Below are 17,106 nucleotides of genomic sequence, written 5' to 3'. Positions count from 1 at the left end.
TCTTCCATTCGTACTTTGTTCTAGCTGGCATATCATCTTTATTTGTGATGCCGTCTTCAGCCTTTGGTTGATCTCCAATATTTACGTTAAGATCTTGACCTTTTGGTTCGTTCTTGTCTGCGTCTGATGGTTTCTTAGTATCTTCTGGTTCAACGTCAGGTAAAGCTGGTCTTCCATTTTTGCCTTCAGCATATTCGTCCCAGTTATATTGAGATTGTAGCCCCGCAACCGTACTATTAGCAGCGATACCACCGGTAAAACTATTAGAAGTTGCGACACGAATAAAGCTAATACGTGCTGGATTATTAGTATCTTTAATACGTGCAAATACTGTAATGAATGTATCGTTCGATTTGTTACCAAGAGCCATTACAGCATCTTGTGACATCCCTGTAATCCCACGTGAATCTGATCTGATTTCAGATTTTGTACCTGAGGCTTCAGCTTCTGCAACTGTATTGTATTTACCCATGTAAATCCCAGTTACATTTTGGTTTACATTATCAACAACAATTGCTTGTCTCTTAGCTTTAGCGTTCTTGTTATTTAATCTAATATGATAGTATGCTAACCCATCTTCTTGAGAGTAGTTTGATTCAACATCTTGAATAATACCAAAGTCGGTTGTTGTATGTAATTGTTCAAGTGCTCCACCAACTGAACGAGTATTATTAGTAGCAACTTTACTTTCACGAAGCATTGCATCACTAAAAGTAAAATTATCTTGTGGAACTGTAAATGTTGTTGTTTGTCGTTGAGTCTCTTGTGGAACTGTAAATGTTGTTGTTTGTCGTTGAGCCTCTTGTGGAACTGTAAATGTTGTTGTTTGTTGTGGTGTCACGTCTTCAACGGCTGTTTTCTCATCAGTAGCTTGTACTTGTTGTGATACATTAACTGCAGTTGTACTTTCAGCTTGTTGTCCTTCAGTTCCTGCTGTTTGTTGTGTGTTGTTTGTTTGTTGTGTGTTGTTTGCAATTTCATCAGCAGATGCTTGTCCTTGCATCATGAAAGTTGCACCGATTAAAACAGATGCAACTCCGACACTAAATTTCTTAATTGCAAACTTTTGTTTACGATCACTGTATTTATGTTGTAAAAATTGTTTGTTGTTTTTTGATAACATAAGCATTAAAACCTTTCTTAATTCTCTTACGGAAAATAAATTCAACACAATTAAAATGTGCAATTTATATAATATCTGATTATTTTTTATTTGTAAACCCCAAAACCACTAAAACAAAGGCATTCCTGCTATGTAAAAATCAAAAAATATTTTGTTTATATCAATAATTACACAAAATGTAAATGTGATTTTTTTGTGAATTTTTTTAATTAAATGCGAAAAATATAAGTATTTACTAAAAAAAGTCATACTTTATTCATAACTACATTTATTCCGCTACCCACACCGTTACCATAGATTACACACGGTATGCCGAAAATATTTTTTCTAAAAAAATTAAAAAAAGAAGATTGGAAGCAGTTAATTCCAATCCTCTTTTTTAATATTTCTAATCTTCTAATTCTAATTCTTCAATCGTATATACTAATTGTTCTTGATCAGGATGCATTTCAAATACAGTTGAAACGCGATCCCCATCTTCTTTAATTAGCCCTTTTGGAAATTGTGATACCTTACGAATAACGTGACCGCGCGCATTATCTTTACTTTGATATAAGCGGTTCTTTGTTTTTTTCAATAGACCATTTGATTCGTATTCATATTTTGTTAGTAAGAACATATTAAGTATCCCCCATTCATTTATTTCCTATATTCTATCATGAAATCGCATTCATGTGTGGTTTTTTAATAAATTTTTCTTTATTTTTAATAATTTTTTTATATTTCAAAATGAAAAATTCTGCCATCCTTGCTGCTGCAACCTTTCAAAAAAATCGCGCAAATTTCCATTAGGCAAAACATTTAAAACGTTGTAATACCAGCTTTTATCAAGCATGAAACGCAAAAAATTTCAAGGGTTACATTTAAATTTTTGTATGTAATAATGATACTTTATTACTTCTGACAGAAGCACAAATTTTTTAGAAAGGTGGTATTTTTGTGTTTGAACGTTATGTCGATGTTTTAACTCATATGCCAGAGTATTCAGCAAATATTTTTAGAAAGGGATACTTTAAATGGCTTTGGCAGCAATGTCAAGGTTGGGGGAAATTTTCATATTTTCTTTTAGCATTTAACTTTGTTTTACAAATTATTTCTTTAGTGCAATCATTTACAACTCATCCCCTCCTTTCAATCATTTCATTTATTGGTGGTAACTTGAGTGTAGCTTGTGTGTTGGGAATCTCCAACAAATCTGCCATTCAAGGTTGGGCTGGCGCGATTTCAGCATTGTGTATTGCCTTTACTGCAGGTGTGGCGCACAATTACGCGAATATGTGGGAACAAATTGGATACCTTATCTTCTTGGATATCTTTTGTATTCTTGACCCTAAATGGAACGAAAATATTCAAGCGGAAAAAATTGAAAGTCTCCGTGAATGGTTAGGCTACTTGGTATTTTTCCTTGTGGCTTGGGGAATTTCATTTGGCATTTTCCGTCTAACTAACGACCCCCGCGTATTCTTAGATTCATTGACATTAGGGATCGCAATTACCGGATCATTAATGGAATTGAACCGTAAACGTGAACAATATTACGTGTTTACCCTTTCCGCAACTTTCACCATCGCACTCTGGGCTCAAACAATGCTTCAAGGCGACGGAAATTTTGCTTTGATTTTTTCATATAGCGTATTTTTAATGAACGACATCTATGCCATGGTTAGCCGCAACGGTTGGTTTAGATAGTTAGTTCTCGATTCTATTTACATATTTTTTAAACTCAACATCCCTATCATTTAGATTTTGGGGTGTTGAGTTTTTTTCTACCATCAGGTCAATCTGCGCCAAATTTCAGTTACTTTTGCGATTGATTTTTTTGATTCTATAATATTCTGTACTGATGAAAATTTTGAAGTATATTTCAAGATTATCCTCAGTACTTTTTTATTTGTACAAATAATATAATCACTCTGAAATACAGGAATAGTCGATATTATTGATTATTTCAGCATTCTATGTTATTATTTACCTGTAGACAAAAAGGAGCAACTACTACCAATAGTTACTCCTAGCATGATCGTTTCGGCGGTCTTCATTTCATTGTATTAAAATTTAGACCGTCTTAGTGACGGTTTTTTTTATGCCGTTTTCTAACGGCTTTAAATCGTTCAATCGCTTCAAGTAAAGTGGTTAAACTATTAATAAATCCTGAAATAGCATTAACTAAATCAGTCATAGTTTTAACTGCTTTTACCATCCAACGAATGAACACTACTAGCACAAATAATGTACCAGCTAATACCATCATGCGAATCCCTTTCTCTTATAGTAGGGTTTACACTTAGAGAAAATCCCATTGGCATCACCCCCGATCAAGAAGAACGCCTTTGACCATATCTAGATTATATCATATAAAACGTTGATATATCAACGTTTTATTATCAATATATTTACATACATGTGACATATTTATTTAGATTGCTTCATCAGTATTAATTGACAAAGAGACTATTTTACACAAAAAATGAGCCTAGCTGCTTAGCAACTAGACTCTTATTTTTTAGAAATTATTCATCTAATCCTAAAGTTTTCATGATTTTCCCAAAAGTTCCTGGTTTCTTTGCTTCTTCCGGTGTACTTTTCTTAGAAGTTTCTACTTCTTTTGGCTTGGGTGTAACTTTTTTCTTAGATCTAACCACAGATGATGAAGCAACGCCTTGATTGACGGTAACGTTAGCCACACTTTTGGGCTTGGAATTTGCTTGAGACTTGTCATCAAAAGTTACCGTCTTTTCGCTATCAAGGGCATTTGTTGCCGGAGCTTCGGAACTTGCGTTAGCATCTAACTATCATTGTCGTTGTAAATGCGGGTGCGATCTTGAGCGGCATGACTTTGCTTACGACTTAAAGTAGCTTCCGTGACTTCATTAGCTTCTTCTGATGGGTAAATAATGGTTGCGACCGCAGCGTTTGGTGTAAGCGATGTCTTGTGCTGGGTAGTTGCAGTTAAGCTTTCTGCTTCACTAGCGTCCACGACTTCAGCCACTTCTGCCATCCCTTGTAATTCATTTTGTTCCACCGTCACTACATTTTCTTCCGTTGAATCTTGGCTTTGATTGTCATCAAAATAATGGCGGCGAGACATTACTTCTGGCACTTCAACCACAATACCGGAAAAGCCGTTTTGCTTACCTCGAAGTTGTGTGTCCGTAGTTTTATCAGACTTTTTTTCTTGTTCAATGCGTTGTTCTTGTTGGTTAGCTAAAGCTTGGGCTTCTTTAGCTAAACGCGCCATTTCATCGGCTTGAGCTTGCACTTCTTTGGCAACTTCATTGTCATCTGGAAGTTGTCCTGGTTTTACTTCAGCTTTATCAGCAGCAGTATCAGCTTCAGGAACTGCTTGAACCGGTGTTTCTTCGGTCTTTTCACCTTCGATCTTGTCATCGGTTGATTCTTCTGCAATACTGGGTGTTGCTGCTGGAACTTCTTTTGCTGGTTCAAGGTGAGCTTTTTCTTGAGTTTGGGTTGAAGCTTGATTTTCGTCTTGACTTTCAACGGCTGCTTCTTGCTTCTTAGCTTCTTTTGGCTCGTTTGCTTCAGTTTTTTCAGCTGGTGCAGCTGCTTTGGCTGGTTCGTTGCTTGCAGCGTCATTTTGAAACATTTCTTCAACAGCACGAGCTTTGGCTTGAGCTTCTTCTAAAGCTTTAGCGGCGGCTTTTTGAGCTGCTTGAACTTCAGCTTCAATCCGTGCTTGCTCTTCTTGTCTTGCTTTAGCTTCTGCTTCGGCTTGCTTTTTGGCTTCTTCTTCTTTGGCCTTGGCTTCGGCTTCTGCTTTTTGGCGCGCTGCTTTAGCTTCTTGTTCTTTAGCGGCAGCTTTGGCTTTGGCTTCTTCTAAAGCTTTAGCGGCGGCTTGAACTTCAGCTTCAATCCGCGCTTGCTCTTCTTGTCTTGCCTTAGCTTCTGCTTCGGCTTGCTTTTTGGCTTCTTCTTCTTTGGCCTTAGCTTCAGCTTCTGCTTTTAGGCGGGCTGCTTGAGCTTCTTTTGCCTTTTGTTCGGCCGCAGCTTTAGCTTTTTGAGCTGCTTCGGCCGCAGCTTTAGCTTCTGCTTCGGCCTTCTTTTTAGCCTTCGCTAATTCTAATTTATCTGTTAAAGCGTTTAACTCTTCGTTTAAATCGAATTTTTCTTCATTAGCCTTATCTAACTCTTCTTTGATGTCTTTTAATGAAGTTTGCGCATCGCTTAAAACCACGTGCGCATCATCACGTTTCTTGTTAGCGGCCATCAATTCTTCTTTCGCTTTGGCTAAATCATCGCTAATCTTGGCCGTTTTAGCCGTTTGTTCTGTAATTTTGGCTTGATCAAACACAACGTCTTTAACGGCATTTTGATAAGCATTAACCCCGGCATCGACACTACTGTGACGTAAGTTGATGTCTTGTAAGCTGGCTACAAATTGCGCATGTGCTTCGTTAACTTCACGATTAATTTCTTGGAATTCATCTAAAGTTGCTTGTTCATTGATGGCTTGTTTTTGTAAATCAGCTTCTTTTGCTTGCGCGTTAATTAAATCATGTTGCGCTTGTTCAACCTTCTTTTGCGTGCGGGTCAAATGAAGTTGTGTAGCTGATTGTTGTCCTTTTAAGTCATCTCTTTTAGCATCAATAGCTGCAATTTGTGACTTTTTTTCTTCTAATTGTTTCTCGATTACTTGGATATCTAATTGCTCTTGTTTTTGCGTCACAACGATTACTCCTTTTAAATAATATATACTTCCATTTTAACATTTATTGCAGGCAATATTAACTGACAAACTAAAATATTTAAAAAAAAAGAAGCTGAGCCAAACTCAACCTCTCTTCTTATTTAATCTTCAACATAGCGTAAGCCCCGTCTTTGCATTTCTAAAATTAAATCGGCAAATTCTTCATCGGGGATATCACAATCATTTTCTAACCATTTAACAATTACTTGTAAGGTCCCGTACATAATAAATATCTTCGTATAGTATGTTTGGGGATTCTTATCATTGAAATCAATACGTTTTAACACATTGTCAGTATAAATCTCTTCTAACTTATACTTGAAATTTTCGAGTATTCCTGGTTTAAACAATACTTTATAGTAGAATTTACGTTCTCTGATATGAGCGATTACCGCAATAACATTTCTTAAGCTATCACCGATTGTCTCAGGAACATCGTAACATTGGCGCATCTCAGCTAATAAGAAGTCCTCACAATCTTCAATTAAGCTGTCAAGATTACCATAAGTATCATAAAATTCACCGCGCTTTACGTCGGCTTGCATACATACTTTTTGGATTGAAATACTTTCTAAATCTTCATCTTGGGCTAATTCAAAAAATGCTTCACACAATAGTCGTTTATCTACGCATATTTCTTTTTCTGAAAGTGTCATGTCAATCCACCATCCTTTATCTTTATTATTTCACCATTATTTTGCTCACGCTTTCAATTATACAAAGCGTAGCCTTTTGTGTCAATTATCTCTATCATGTTAAAATTTTTTCTTATAACAATGTTAAACAATGTTCAAATTCAATGGTTTTTAATTGACAGTTTACTATTTGTAAGTTAAACTGAACGTATTAAATGATAAAGAGGTGAGCGCATATGAAAAGCACTGTATTATTTAGCGATTTTCCAAACTCTAATCAATGCATGTGTAAGTGGACCGTGTCCTATCACGCGCCACGTTTTGATGTGCGCTAAAGTCATCTCGATTGAACGGATAAGATACGGAATTAACAGCTTTTTCTAGCAGTTAGTTCCGTTTTTTGTTTGTTATATATGAAAGGAATGAAACATATGTGGAAAATAATTGAAACTTCACTGCCGCAAATGCTGGCTGCAGGCTTCAAATATACCATCCCGCTTGCGATTATTTCATTTGCGATTGGTTTAATTATCGCGTTAATCACAGCGTTGGTTCGATTGTCTAAAATCCGCGGTGCTTTTATCATCGTTAAAATCTTCTTTAGATTTTACGTTTGGCTTTTTAGAACAACCCCTCTTTTGGTTCAATTATTCATCGTTTTCTTCGGGCTTCCCTACCTAAAAATCAAAGGAATTTTACCTGAAGGAATCAAGTTTGATCCATTTACTGCTGGGATTTTAACATTTTCTTTAAATACCGGTGCTTACGCCTCTGAAACCATCAGAGCGGCCATTGATTCAGTGCCAACTGGTCAATGGGAAGCCGCCGCTTCAATTGGGATGAGTCGCACGCAAACATTGCAACGCATCATCATCCCCCAAGCTTTACGTGTATCCTTACCACCACTTGCTAACAGCTTCATTGGTTTGGTTAAAGATACATCCTTGGCTGCTTCCATCACCATTATGGAAATGTTCCAAGTTTCCCAACAAATCGCAGCCGAAAACTTCCAACCACTTTTAATGTACAGTTTGGTTGCTGCTATTTACGCCGTATTCTGTACGGTATTATCAATCCTACAAGGATACTTAGAAAAGCGTTTTAGCGCTAAATAAGGAGGGTTCAATTTGAAACTTAGTCACGTTAATAAAACTTTCGGTAGTAATACCGTTTTAAAGGATATCAACTTGGATTTTCCTAAAGGTAAAGTTACGGTTTTAGTGGGACCATCAGGTTCAGGGAAATCAACTATTTTACGTTCATTGAACTTGCTTGAAACACCTGAAGCAGGAACTTATGAATTTGATGATATCAAAATTGATTTCGCTGCCGGCGTTAAAAAAGACGACCTCTTTAATATTCGTAAGAAAACGGGGATGGTATTTCAAAGCTACAACCTCTTCCCTCACTTAACGGTCTTACAAAACATTATTGAAGGTCCAACGCAAGTCTTAAAACAAGACAAAGCAACAGCGGAAAAATACGCGCATGAGCTTTTAGAAAAAGTTGGCTTGGCTGATAAAGCTGATGCTTATCCAAGCGAATTATCGGGTGGTCAAGCACAACGGGTAGCGATTGCACGTTCCCTTGCGATGAAGCCAGAATACATCTTATTAGATGAACCAACCAGTGCTTTGGATCCGGAATTGGAATTGGGTGTTTTAAAAGTCCTTTTACAAATCGCATCCGAACACCAATCAATGGTTGTGGTCACTCACAACATGGCTTTTGCCAAAAAAGTCGCTGATAAAATCGTCTTCGTGGAAGATGGCAATATCTTATATGAAGGTGATAGCGAAACCTTCTTCAGTAAAGACAACGGCAATGAACGTATTCAAAAATTCATTTCCGCAATGACTTTTTCTGATTTATAATTCCAAGCTGATGAAAACAAGCTGATGGAAGGCCGTCCAAAGTCCCGTATGGATAGCCTAGGAGTGCACGTTATCGGCATAGCCGATGGCGGGTATCTCCGTAGCTATACACTAGGGGCTAGGCCTGGAATCGCAATTCCAAGCTGATGGAAGGCCATTCAAAGTCACCGTACAGTTAGCCTAGAAAGGGGCGTTATTCGTGAAACGAATGGCGACAATTTCGTAGCTAAATGCTAGGTGACTGGCTCGCAATCGCAATTCCAAGCTGATGGAAGGCCGTCCAAAGACCCGTATGGATAGCCTAGGAGTACATATCTCCATTTTAAATTAAGTTAACAAACATGATAATCATAAGGAGGAAATATCATGGATATTAAAAAAACATTATTAAAAGCTGGATTAGTTCTAGCAACTGCCGCAGCTGCATTTACAGTTGCAACATCAACTCAATCAACAAAGGCTGCTAGCTATGATGGTAAGCTTGTCAACAAAGGCGTACTTACAATCGGACTTGAAGGAACATACCAACCTTACTCATATCGTAAAGATGGTAAGTTAACAGGTTTTGAAGTTGAATTAGGTCAACAAATCGCTAAAAAGATGGGCTTAAAAGCTAAGTTCGTGCCAACAAAATGGGATTCATTAATCGCTGGTGTGGGTGCTAACAAGTTTGACGTTGCGTTAAACAACATTTCAGAAACACCTGAAAGAAAGAAGAGCTACCTTTTCTCAGAACCTTACATCTACTCTCGTTCAGCTTTAATCTCATTGAAAAAAGATAAATTAGATTCAGCTAAGTCAGTTAAAGGCCAAAAATTGGCTGAAGGTACAGGTACAAACAACGCTCAAATCGCTAAGAAATTAGGCGCAAAGATCGTTAACTCAGACCAATTCACAACAAGTATCGACATGATTCGTCAAGGTCGTGTTAAAGGTACAATCAACTCCGCTGAAGCTTACTATGCTTACGCTAAGACACAAAAGCATGATGATTTAAACATCAAAGTACTTCCTGAAAAAGACGTTCCTGCAAGCAAAGTTTCTGCTTTGATGGGCAAGAAGAACACTAAATTACAAAAAGAATTTAACAAAGCTTTAAAAGAACTTAAAGATGATGGTACTTTAACTAAGATTTCTAAGAAGTACTTCAGTGAAGATATTACAAAATAAGCAATAAATAAAAATCCTCGATAACTAACATTATGTTGGTTATCGAGGATTTTTTTATTGCGTATTATTTGAGTAAATGGTTTTTCATTAAATATTGGTGAGCAACTTCTTTAGCTGATTTTCCTTGCACATCAACTTCATAGTTCATGGTTGCCATTTGTTCCGCCGTGATTTTGCCAGCGAGCTTGTTTAGAATTTTCTTCAATTCAGGATGTTGTTTTAACAAGCCTTCGCGCAATAGTGGTGCTCCTTGATATGGTGGGAACAGCTTTTGATCATCTTGTAGGACAACCAAATGATTTTGCTTAATTTGACTATCAGTTGAATACACATCAATTAAATTCAAGTCCCCCTTGCCAATCGCTTGATAACGTAAGGCTGGTTCCATTGTTTGATATGGGAACTTCAAATTGTACTTACTTTCAAGACCTAAGTATCCGTCTTTTCGATCAGCAAATTCCGCTGAGAATCCTGCTTTTAATTGATCTTGAACACGGGATAAATCTGAGATTTTTTTCAGATTATTTTCTTTAGCGAACTTTTCTGGAACCGCGATGGCGTACGTATTTTGGTATTTCATCGGTTTCAAATAGTCCAAGTTATCTTGTTGTTTAATCTTAGATTTTGCTAAAGCATAAACCGTTGCTTCATCAGTTGAGGTTTTTGGAGGATTTTTGAGTAAACTTGAGGTAATTGTTCCCGAAAATTCAGGATAAATATCAATCTTCTTACTCTTTAAAGCTTGGTACAAGAAATCCGTCTTCCCGAAGTTTGGCTTGAGCTCAACTTTAAGTGAGCTATCATTTTCGATTAATTCCTTGTACATGTTAATCAAAATATCCGGTTCAGCGCCGAGCTTGCCCGCAATCACAATCGTATCATTGTTTTTATCTGTTAGTTGCGGCATAGCGGCTGGAAGGTATGAGGCAATTAGCGCCAAAATCATGACGCCAAAACTAACCACAATGGTTTTGAGCTTGGCTTTTTCAATTAACTTCAAGCCTAGGTTCACTAACACAGCTAAGATCGCTGAAGAAATGGCCCCTAACAAAATTAAACTTTGATTACTGCGGTCAATCCCTAAAGTAATGAATGTTCCTAAGCCCCCCGCTCCAATTAAAGCGGCTAACGTTGCGGTCCCGATAATCATCACGGCTGAAGTTCTAACTCCAGCAACAATCACCGGCAAAGCGAGCGGTAATTCGAAGTAACGTAAGCGCTCAAAGCGGTTCATCCCAAAGGCTGTCCCCGCCTCTTTTAGATTCTCATCAATTCCTTGTAAACCCGTAATTGTCCCTTGTAAAATTGGGAAAATCGCATATAAAATCAAGGCGATTAACGCTGGTACAACCCCAATTCCAACCAAGGGAATCAGTAATCCTAATAAGGCAAGTGATGGGATGGTTTGGAGAATCCCGGAAATTTGCAAGGAGATTTCCGCGGCTTTTTGGCGATGGTAAATCCACATCCCTAGCGGCACCGCAATCACAATCGCAATCAACAGTGATAATAACGAAATCTGTAAATGCTCAATTAAAGCCTGTACCCAATCGGATTTTCGCTCAATAAATGTTTGAATTAAATTATGCATGGCCAATCTCCTCCTTAAATAAATCAGCGACAAAAGCATCGGCCGGCTTCTTGATGATTGTATCTGGTTTAGCGAATTGGACTAGTTCTCCTTGATGCAACACCGCAACTCTATCCGCTAATTTCAAGGCTTCCGTGGTATCGTGGGTTACAAAAACTACGGTTAGCTGTAATTTACGTTGAAGGTCCTTGATTAAAACTTGGAGCTCTTTTTTGGTAATTGCGTCCAATGCTGAAAATGGTTCATCCATCAATAAAATCTTGGGATTGCCCATTAAGGCGCGTACAATGCCCACGCGTTGTTGTTCTCCCCCGGATAATTGATTGGGATACTTGTTGAATGCTTGATCATCAAGTCCGACTTGGTGGAGTAACTTTTTAGCATCTAAAGTGGCTTGCGTTAGGTCGGCGCGCTTTAACTTGGGGATTATCAGCGCGTTTTCAATAACCGTCATGTTTGGGAAAAGGGATGCTTGTTGAAGTACGTACCCCATTTCAAAACGCATTTGTCTTAAATCCAAATCACTTTGAGGCTTTTTATCTATCAAAATTTCCCCGCTGGTTGGTTCAATTAAGCGGTTAATCATCTTCAACAACGTGGTTTTTCCTGATCCAGAAGGCCCCACTAAAACGACAAACTCTCCGTCTTCAATGGTAAAACTCTGGGATTTTAGTACTTCTTTTTCTTGATACTTCTTACTGACATTTTTAAATTCAATCATATCATTCCCTACTTTCTAATTCCGTGATTAAAGCCTGGGCATATTTAGCGACTAAAATACCAAGCTGTTCTTGTTCGGTTGCGTTTAATGATCCAAAGGCTCTTTTTTCGGCTTGATCCAAAGTATCAATAATGCTTGCAGCGTAGCTTCGACCTGCTTTCGTCAACAAGACTTTTTTAGCACGTTTGTCATTTTTATCGGCTTGAAATTCAACGTAACCTTGGTCTTTCCATTTTTTAATCGCAGCGTTGACAACTTGCTTGGTTGAAAAAGTTTTTTCAGCAAGAGTCTGTTGAAAAATTCCTTTAGGTGACCGATATAACCATAAGAGTAATTGGAATTTCTTTCCATTCATTCCTTGTTGGCGCGCATACGATTCTTGAGCACTCATCAAATCATAGAATGCGCGATTATATTTGTATAGTTCTTTCATAATCCCCTCTTTTAATTAGTAAAACTTTTTGACTACCTCAATATAACATTCACTTTAATGATAGTCAAATCTTTTTACTTCTTTTAAAAACTTATACTTTGTGTTATAACATTAATATTATATTTAATACATTATGCATTATTTATTATGTTAATGTAAAATGAACTAAAAACTTTGGTGGTTCTCACGTTTTCTTACTTCAATCTCAAGGACTAGTGGATTTGAGGCAAAAAAAATCGACCCCAACTTGGGATCGACTCTAATTTCTTATTCTAATTAACCTACTAAAGTAGTTAAACCAGCAGCTAATAAACCACCGCAGATAGGACCTAAAACAGGTACCCATGCGTATGCCCAGTTAGCGTTTGTCTTATTTGGTACTGGTAATAATGCGTAAGCCAAGCGTGGACCAAAGTCACGGGCTGGGTTAACTGCAAATCCTGTTGTTGAACCAAATGACATACCGATAGCTGCGATTAATAAACCAACGATTAATGGCTTCAAACCATCTGTAAAATCGCCTAAGTGTAATAATGTAAAAATAAAGAAAAATGTTGCGATAAATTCGCTCAAGAAGTTAAATAAGTTGTTCTTGATGGCTGGGCCAGTTGCGAATACGCCAACATTGTTGCCTTCTTCAGCTTTTGTTTCTTTGAAGTGTGGGAAAAAGTGAACAAGTACTAAACCTGCACCTACAAATGCTCCCAAAATTTGACCGGCTAAGTATGGGAATACTTGTGCTGCTGGTAATTTACCAAAGGCAGCTAAACCGATTGTGATAGCTGGGTTGATGTGACCTTCTGAACCGAAAGCACCAGCTACGTAAACCCCAAATGCAATCGCTAAGCCCCAAGCAAGTGATACAAATAACCAGCTTGAACCTTTAGCGAATGCTTTGTTTAATGAAATTGAGGCACCAACACCTGTCCCGAAGGCAAGAAGTGTCATGGTACCGAAAAATTCACCTAAAAATCCTGACATAAGAATTTCCTCCATATAGATATAACATATAAATTTGTTAAATCACTATCTAGTAACATAACTATAATAATATATCACACAACATTTCACATAGTCAACAGATAAATAAATATTTTTTATATTCAATTTATTGTTATAAATCCCAGTTTTACCGATATTAGAGCTGATATTTTATCTTGCTAATTAAAAATTTAAAACAAATTTACGAATTATTATTAGTATATTTTAGATAAATTAAGGGAGATGTCATCCAGAACACGAGTTAAATTATGGCTCACCAACGCAAAAAAACAGTTAAGGAAAATCCTTAACTGTTTTTCGAATATTTTTAATTAGATTTCTTCATTAATTAATAACAAATCTTAGTACTTGCGTCTCTTTGGAGCTGCCCAAAGTCCCATTGCTGATAAGACAAATGTTACTCCGGCTAATACGCCAGCTTCATTCTTGTTCCCTGTTTGTGGCAACTTGTTTTCGTTAGTTGGTTGATGTACAGGGTTACCTGGTGTGTTAGGAACTTCATGCTTAGTTGATGGAGTTGCTGGAGTTGTTGGTGTGTTAGTAAATTCAACAGTTGTTTCCCCATTTGTCCATGCTGCCTTTCCTGGCATGTTGACGTGATCAAGGTTAGTGTAACCGTAGTAATTAGGGTTCAATGGGTCAGTAGCAGGCTTAACCTTGTCTAAGTCGTGAGCTGCATCTGAAGCTGCTGCTCTAAGAGATGTTACTAACATATCTTGATTGCGGCTTTCTTCATTCCAAATCCAAGCCCCTTGGTCAGTCATTTCACCCAATACTTGAGTTGTTCCGTCTGGGTTGATTTGTAGTAAGAAACTTGGTGCTAAAGTAGCATTCATACCCTTACCTGCTACTTCACTTCTGTTTGACATGTATTGTGTCACAAGAACCTTGTCAGTTGAGCCTTCAAATGGAACGGCATAGTATGAGTAAGTAGCTGTACGCCAGTTAGCAGGAACAGAAGCAGTTAAGACAGTTCCGTCACCGTTTAATGCTTGTAATCGCCAGTAAGCTTGTCTGAGTAGTAACCCAACATTACAACGTTATCACCAATTTGTTGGTCAACTTTTGTCCATTGTTCAACGTTTGTACCGTGGTTTAAACGTGATGCTGTAAATACGTAGTACTTGTCGCCTAACTTAAATGCGTTTGGACGTTCGATTTCATCAGAAACCATGTTAGTTGTTACCAATGGATCTAAGACTTCAACAACTTCAGGACGTTTTTCATCATTGCTGATACGTACGATACCTAAAGCAGCGTTAGCGTAACGAGCACGCTTGTTCATGTTTTCGCCAATTGCGTCAACACTTTGTGATAATCTAAAGAAGTTATCAACGTTGTACTTAGCGTCGCCACCATAATTTACCCAGTTGTAAATTTGGTCTTCGCCTTCATAGTTATCTAAACCAGTACTTGCTTCAAAGATTAAGTAACGGTTACCGTTATCGTCTTCGATGATGTGCGCATCACGCATTGCGATGTTATCAAATCCGCGATCGCTTTGTGTCCATTGTTCGTAACTTTGGTATTTCTTACCGTCACCTTCAAAGATTACGCGATCGTTTTCAACAGATTTAATCTTAACTTCGTCACCTTCAACAGCTAAGTTAATTGTTGCTGTAGCAAGTTTTTGGTGGTTTGAGTTTTGATCAGTTGTATCTACTTGAGTGTAGAATAATTGTACTGAACCATCTGAGTTAAGGGTAGCTGAACCTGACCATTGTTGTAATAATGAGTTTGAGTTGTATCCGAAGATAGCACCAGCGTTACGCCAGTTTTCAAACTTACCGTCGCCATACTTGTTGTAAAGTAAGTATAAGTGAAGGTCGTTCTTGTATGGTTCACCCATCATTGCAACAACAAGTTGGTAACCATTCCAGTTTTGAACATAACCAGTCTTAGGATCTTGTACTGGCCATGAATCCCAGATATCTAAGTCAGCAACTTCACCTGTTTGAGCGTCACGTGTTGTGGCAGCAGGCATGTTTTTAATCTTATTACCGTTAAAGTATGGAATTGCATAACGTGAATCTTGTGCAAGTGACTTAGCTACGATTCCATCGAAATCTTTGTAAGTCATCTTTCTTCCAGCAGGACGGTTATCTGTTAATTTAACCTTGTTTAAAGCTTCAATTTGCTTAGCAGTCAAATTGTTAACATCTAAACCAGCTTCCTTGGCAATTTGTTGAGCGACTTCGTTAAGTCCTTGTTCATCAGTTGATGCAGTTTCTTTTTGAGTTGTTGCATCATCATCCGTACTTTGTGCTTGTTGAAGAAGTGGGGATTCTTCAGTTTTGCTTGGGGTAGTTGTTGAGCTTTGTGCTGGTGTGTTGAGTACAACTTCTTTGTTGTCAACAGGTGTTGTCATGGCACTAGCACTAGCAGGAGTAGCTTGTGTTGATGAAGCTGTAGAAGCAGTATCAGTTGTATCAGCACTTGCTACAACGTTTGTTGCAAAAAGTGTTGTTGTAGCTAAGGTAGCAACTGCCCACCCTTTTTTAGATTTGTACATCTTCTTTCTTACTTTCATTTCTTTCATAAATATCCCCCTAGAATTAAATATTTAAATTACATTTTACAACACATTATACAATACCCCACCCAAAAAAATCAACGTTTATCATAAAAAAACCTTGTTTTTATCACATTTTACTTACTTTTATGTTAGAATTCTGTTAACCGTTTGACATATTTATATATCAGATTTTCTTTTTGGGAAATCTTCTCAGTAACTTCACTTTTTTCTTCTCTTAAAGCCTAGTGTTCTTGCAAGGATTGTTTATTCAAAATATCGGGGCTAGTGGTTTTTGCTCACCAAAAATTCGACCTCAACTTCGAATCGATTTTTTGTTATTCTAATTAACCAATCTAGCAGTAAATAAGCCACCGAAAATAGGTCCTAGAACAGGTACCCAGGTGTATGGCCCGTTAGCGTTTGTCTTGTTTGGTACTGATAATAAGTCAACTTTATCGTTCACTAAGAAATTTAGTTATAAATTACAAAATTTCTTGCAGTCAAAAAACAAGCTACCAGAATACTAGAACTCTACTAGTAATTCAAAATAAAATTTAGTATAATATAAAGTATATTCGTAAAATTATTTTTTATGTAATTAATTTATTCAACTCAACACTCAAAGTCGCATCGATCTAGCCCGATGCGGCTTTATTTTATAATCAAAAGAAAAATCCATGATAATCCAACGTTCTAATAATGTTGAATATCATGGATTTTTTTATTGCTACAAAAATTTTGAACAAAAAAAGCAGCCAAGCAACTTTATAGTTACTTGACTGCTTTTATCACTATTGAAGTGATTTTAAAGAACTAATTATTTTTTGTCCTTTTTCTTTTTGAAACCAAACATTAATGCTAAACCGGCAGATACTGCGGCAATTCCTGTAGCGTTTGCATCAAGTTTTTCATCACCTGTTTGTGGTAATGCTGTAGCTTGTTTACGAGCTACATTACTGTCAGCTGTATTAGCTTCATGTTTAACTTGTTGTGCTTGTGCGTTTACTTGTGGAAGTTTAACTTCTGGTTTGTCAGCTGACTTGGCTTCGTTTGGTACCATTGATGATACTACTGGAGCTGATAAGCTTGCTGATTCACTTGTTGAAGTTGATTCTGAAGCTGATTCTACTTCTGAATTGCTGTTTGAGTTTACTTTATCTTCAGTTGAGTTGTTTGAGCTTTCTGAAGCACTTGTTGATGTTGATTCAGAAACTGATGTGCTTACTGATTCACTTACTGAAGTTGATTCTGAAGCTGATGTGCTTGCTGATTCACTTACTGAAGTTGATTCTGAAGCTGATGTGCTTACTGATTCGCTTACTGAAGTTGATTCAGAA

General features: G+C 37.3%; 15 protein-coding genes and 1 pseudogene. 4 read left to right on the top strand and 12 right to left on the bottom strand.

Annotation, left to right across the window (positions count from 1 at the left end):
- Both JCM14209_RS09405 and JCM14209_RS07055 read right to left on the bottom strand, forming a co-directional pair.
- On the bottom strand, positions 1–1,123 hold a 1,123-nt coding region (locus tag JCM14209_RS09405), incomplete at its 3' end, for a YSIRK-type signal peptide-containing protein (RefSeq protein ID WP_035520190.1).
- 388 nt (positions 1,124–1,511) lie between these two features.
- Positions 1,512–1,742, bottom strand: coding sequence for a hypothetical protein (locus tag JCM14209_RS07055; protein WP_025022808.1), 231 nt, complete (start codon positions 1,740–1,742; stop codon positions 1,512–1,514).
- Between the two features lie 320 nt (positions 1,743–2,062).
- Between JCM14209_RS07055 and pnuC the strand changes: the two genes are divergently transcribed.
- Entirely contained in the window at positions 2,063–2,812 is a 750-nt protein-coding gene (pnuC, locus tag JCM14209_RS09400) for a nicotinamide riboside transporter PnuC (protein WP_035520189.1), read from the top strand.
- A 376-nt stretch (positions 2,813–3,188) separates the two neighbouring features.
- Here pnuC and JCM14209_RS07040 read toward each other — a convergent pair whose 3' ends face one another.
- From JCM14209_RS07040 to JCM14209_RS07025, 4 genes are all read right to left on the bottom strand, one after another.
- On the bottom strand, positions 3,189–3,374 hold the full coding sequence (locus JCM14209_RS07040; protein WP_025022807.1) for a hypothetical protein: 186 nt from the start codon (positions 3,372–3,374) through the stop codon (positions 3,189–3,191).
- 259 nt (positions 3,375–3,633) lie between these two features.
- Positions 3,634–3,807 (bottom strand): hypothetical protein, encoded by a 174-nt coding sequence (locus JCM14209_RS10065; RefSeq protein ID WP_155830696.1) that lies wholly within the window; start codon positions 3,805–3,807, stop codon positions 3,634–3,636.
- A gap of 101 nt (positions 3,808–3,908) precedes the next feature.
- The gene (locus tag JCM14209_RS09765; protein ID WP_025022806.1) at positions 3,909–5,807 is read right to left on the bottom strand and encodes a coiled-coil domain-containing protein; all 1,899 of its coding nucleotides are present in this window, start codon (positions 5,805–5,807) and stop codon (positions 3,909–3,911) included.
- A gap of 122 nt (positions 5,808–5,929) precedes the next feature.
- Positions 5,930–6,484 (bottom strand): TetR-like C-terminal domain-containing protein, encoded by a 555-nt coding sequence (locus tag JCM14209_RS07025; RefSeq protein WP_025022805.1) that lies wholly within the window; start codon positions 6,482–6,484, stop codon positions 5,930–5,932.
- Between the two features lie 410 nt (positions 6,485–6,894).
- On the opposite strand from JCM14209_RS07025, the gene JCM14209_RS07020 reads away from it, so the two are divergent.
- From JCM14209_RS07020 to JCM14209_RS07010, 3 genes are all read left to right on the top strand, one after another.
- Positions 6,895–7,578 carry an amino acid ABC transporter permease gene (locus JCM14209_RS07020; RefSeq protein ID WP_025022804.1) on the top strand — a complete coding sequence of 228 codons (684 nt, stop codon included), beginning with the start codon at positions 6,895–6,897 and terminating at the stop codon, positions 7,576–7,578.
- Between the two features lie 12 nt (positions 7,579–7,590).
- Positions 7,591–8,337 carry an amino acid ABC transporter ATP-binding protein gene (locus JCM14209_RS07015; protein WP_025022803.1) on the top strand — a complete coding sequence of 249 codons (747 nt, stop codon included), beginning with the start codon at positions 7,591–7,593 and terminating at the stop codon, positions 8,335–8,337.
- A 366-nt stretch (positions 8,338–8,703) separates the two neighbouring features.
- Positions 8,704–9,507: a transporter substrate-binding domain-containing protein gene (locus JCM14209_RS07010; RefSeq protein WP_035520187.1), complete on the top strand. Its 804-nt coding sequence runs from the start codon at positions 8,704–8,706 to the stop codon at positions 9,505–9,507.
- Between the two features lie 64 nt (positions 9,508–9,571).
- On the opposite strand, the gene JCM14209_RS07005 is transcribed toward JCM14209_RS07010, so the two are convergent.
- From JCM14209_RS07005 to JCM14209_RS09385, 6 genes and pseudogenes are all read right to left on the bottom strand, one after another.
- Positions 9,572–11,098: an ABC transporter permease/substrate-binding protein gene (locus tag JCM14209_RS07005; protein WP_025022801.1), complete on the bottom strand. Its 1,527-nt coding sequence runs from the start codon at positions 11,096–11,098 to the stop codon at positions 9,572–9,574.
- Positions 11,091–11,819, bottom strand: coding sequence for an ATP-binding cassette domain-containing protein (locus tag JCM14209_RS07000; RefSeq protein WP_025022800.1), 729 nt, complete (start codon positions 11,817–11,819; stop codon positions 11,091–11,093). Before JCM14209_RS07000 ends, JCM14209_RS07005 begins: the two co-directional genes overlap by 8 nt.
- A gap of 1 nt (position 11,820) precedes the next feature.
- The gene (locus JCM14209_RS06995; protein WP_025022799.1) at positions 11,821–12,252 is read right to left on the bottom strand and encodes a MarR family winged helix-turn-helix transcriptional regulator; all 432 of its coding nucleotides are present in this window, start codon (positions 12,250–12,252) and stop codon (positions 11,821–11,823) included.
- Positions 12,253–12,528: 276 nt separating this feature from the next.
- Positions 12,529–13,233 carry an MIP/aquaporin family protein gene (locus JCM14209_RS06990; protein ID WP_025022798.1) on the bottom strand — a complete coding sequence of 235 codons (705 nt, stop codon included), beginning with the start codon at positions 13,231–13,233 and terminating at the stop codon, positions 12,529–12,531.
- A 362-nt stretch (positions 13,234–13,595) separates the two neighbouring features.
- Positions 13,596–15,793, bottom strand: a pseudogene (locus JCM14209_RS09390) (glycoside hydrolase family 68 protein).
- A 793-nt stretch (positions 15,794–16,586) separates the two neighbouring features.
- Positions 16,587–17,106 (bottom strand): LPXTG cell wall anchor domain-containing protein (locus JCM14209_RS09385; protein ID WP_035520184.1); only part of this gene is annotated, 520 nt, incomplete at its 5' end.

It is taken from the genome of Ligilactobacillus hayakitensis DSM 18933 = JCM 14209 (assembly GCF_000615845.1).
Lineage (GTDB): Bacteria > Bacillota > Bacilli > Lactobacillales > Lactobacillaceae > Ligilactobacillus > Ligilactobacillus hayakitensis.
The sequence above is the reverse complement of the archived record's forward strand: the minus strand, read 5'-3'. Positions and strand labels throughout refer to the sequence as shown.

Coding starts and splice junctions, on each gene's coding strand:
- JCM14209_RS07055 (WP_025022808.1), bottom strand. CDS start 1,742: ATGTTCTTACTAACAAAATATGAATACGAATCAAATGGTCTATTGAAA.
- JCM14209_RS07040 (WP_025022807.1), bottom strand. CDS start 3,374: ATGATGGTATTAGCTGGTACATTATTTGTGCTAGTAGTGTTCATTCGT.
- JCM14209_RS07025 (WP_025022805.1), bottom strand. CDS start 6,484: ATGACACTTTCAGAAAAAGAAATATGCGTAGATAAACGACTATTGTGT.
- JCM14209_RS07020 (WP_025022804.1), top strand. CDS start 6,895: ATGTGGAAAATAATTGAAACTTCACTGCCGCAAATGCTGGCTGCAGGC.
- JCM14209_RS07010 (WP_035520187.1), top strand. CDS start 8,704: ATGGATATTAAAAAAACATTATTAAAAGCTGGATTAGTTCTAGCAACT.
- JCM14209_RS07005 (WP_025022801.1), bottom strand. CDS start 11,098: ATGCATAATTTAATTCAAACATTTATTGAGCGAAAATCCGATTGGGTA.
- JCM14209_RS07000 (WP_025022800.1), bottom strand. CDS start 11,819: ATGATTGAATTTAAAAATGTCAGTAAGAAGTATCAAGAAAAAGAAGTA.
- JCM14209_RS06995 (WP_025022799.1), bottom strand. CDS start 12,252: ATGAAAGAACTATACAAATATAATCGCGCATTCTATGATTTGATGAGT.
- JCM14209_RS06990 (WP_025022798.1), bottom strand. CDS start 13,233: ATGTCAGGATTTTTAGGTGAATTTTTCGGTACCATGACACTTCTTGCC.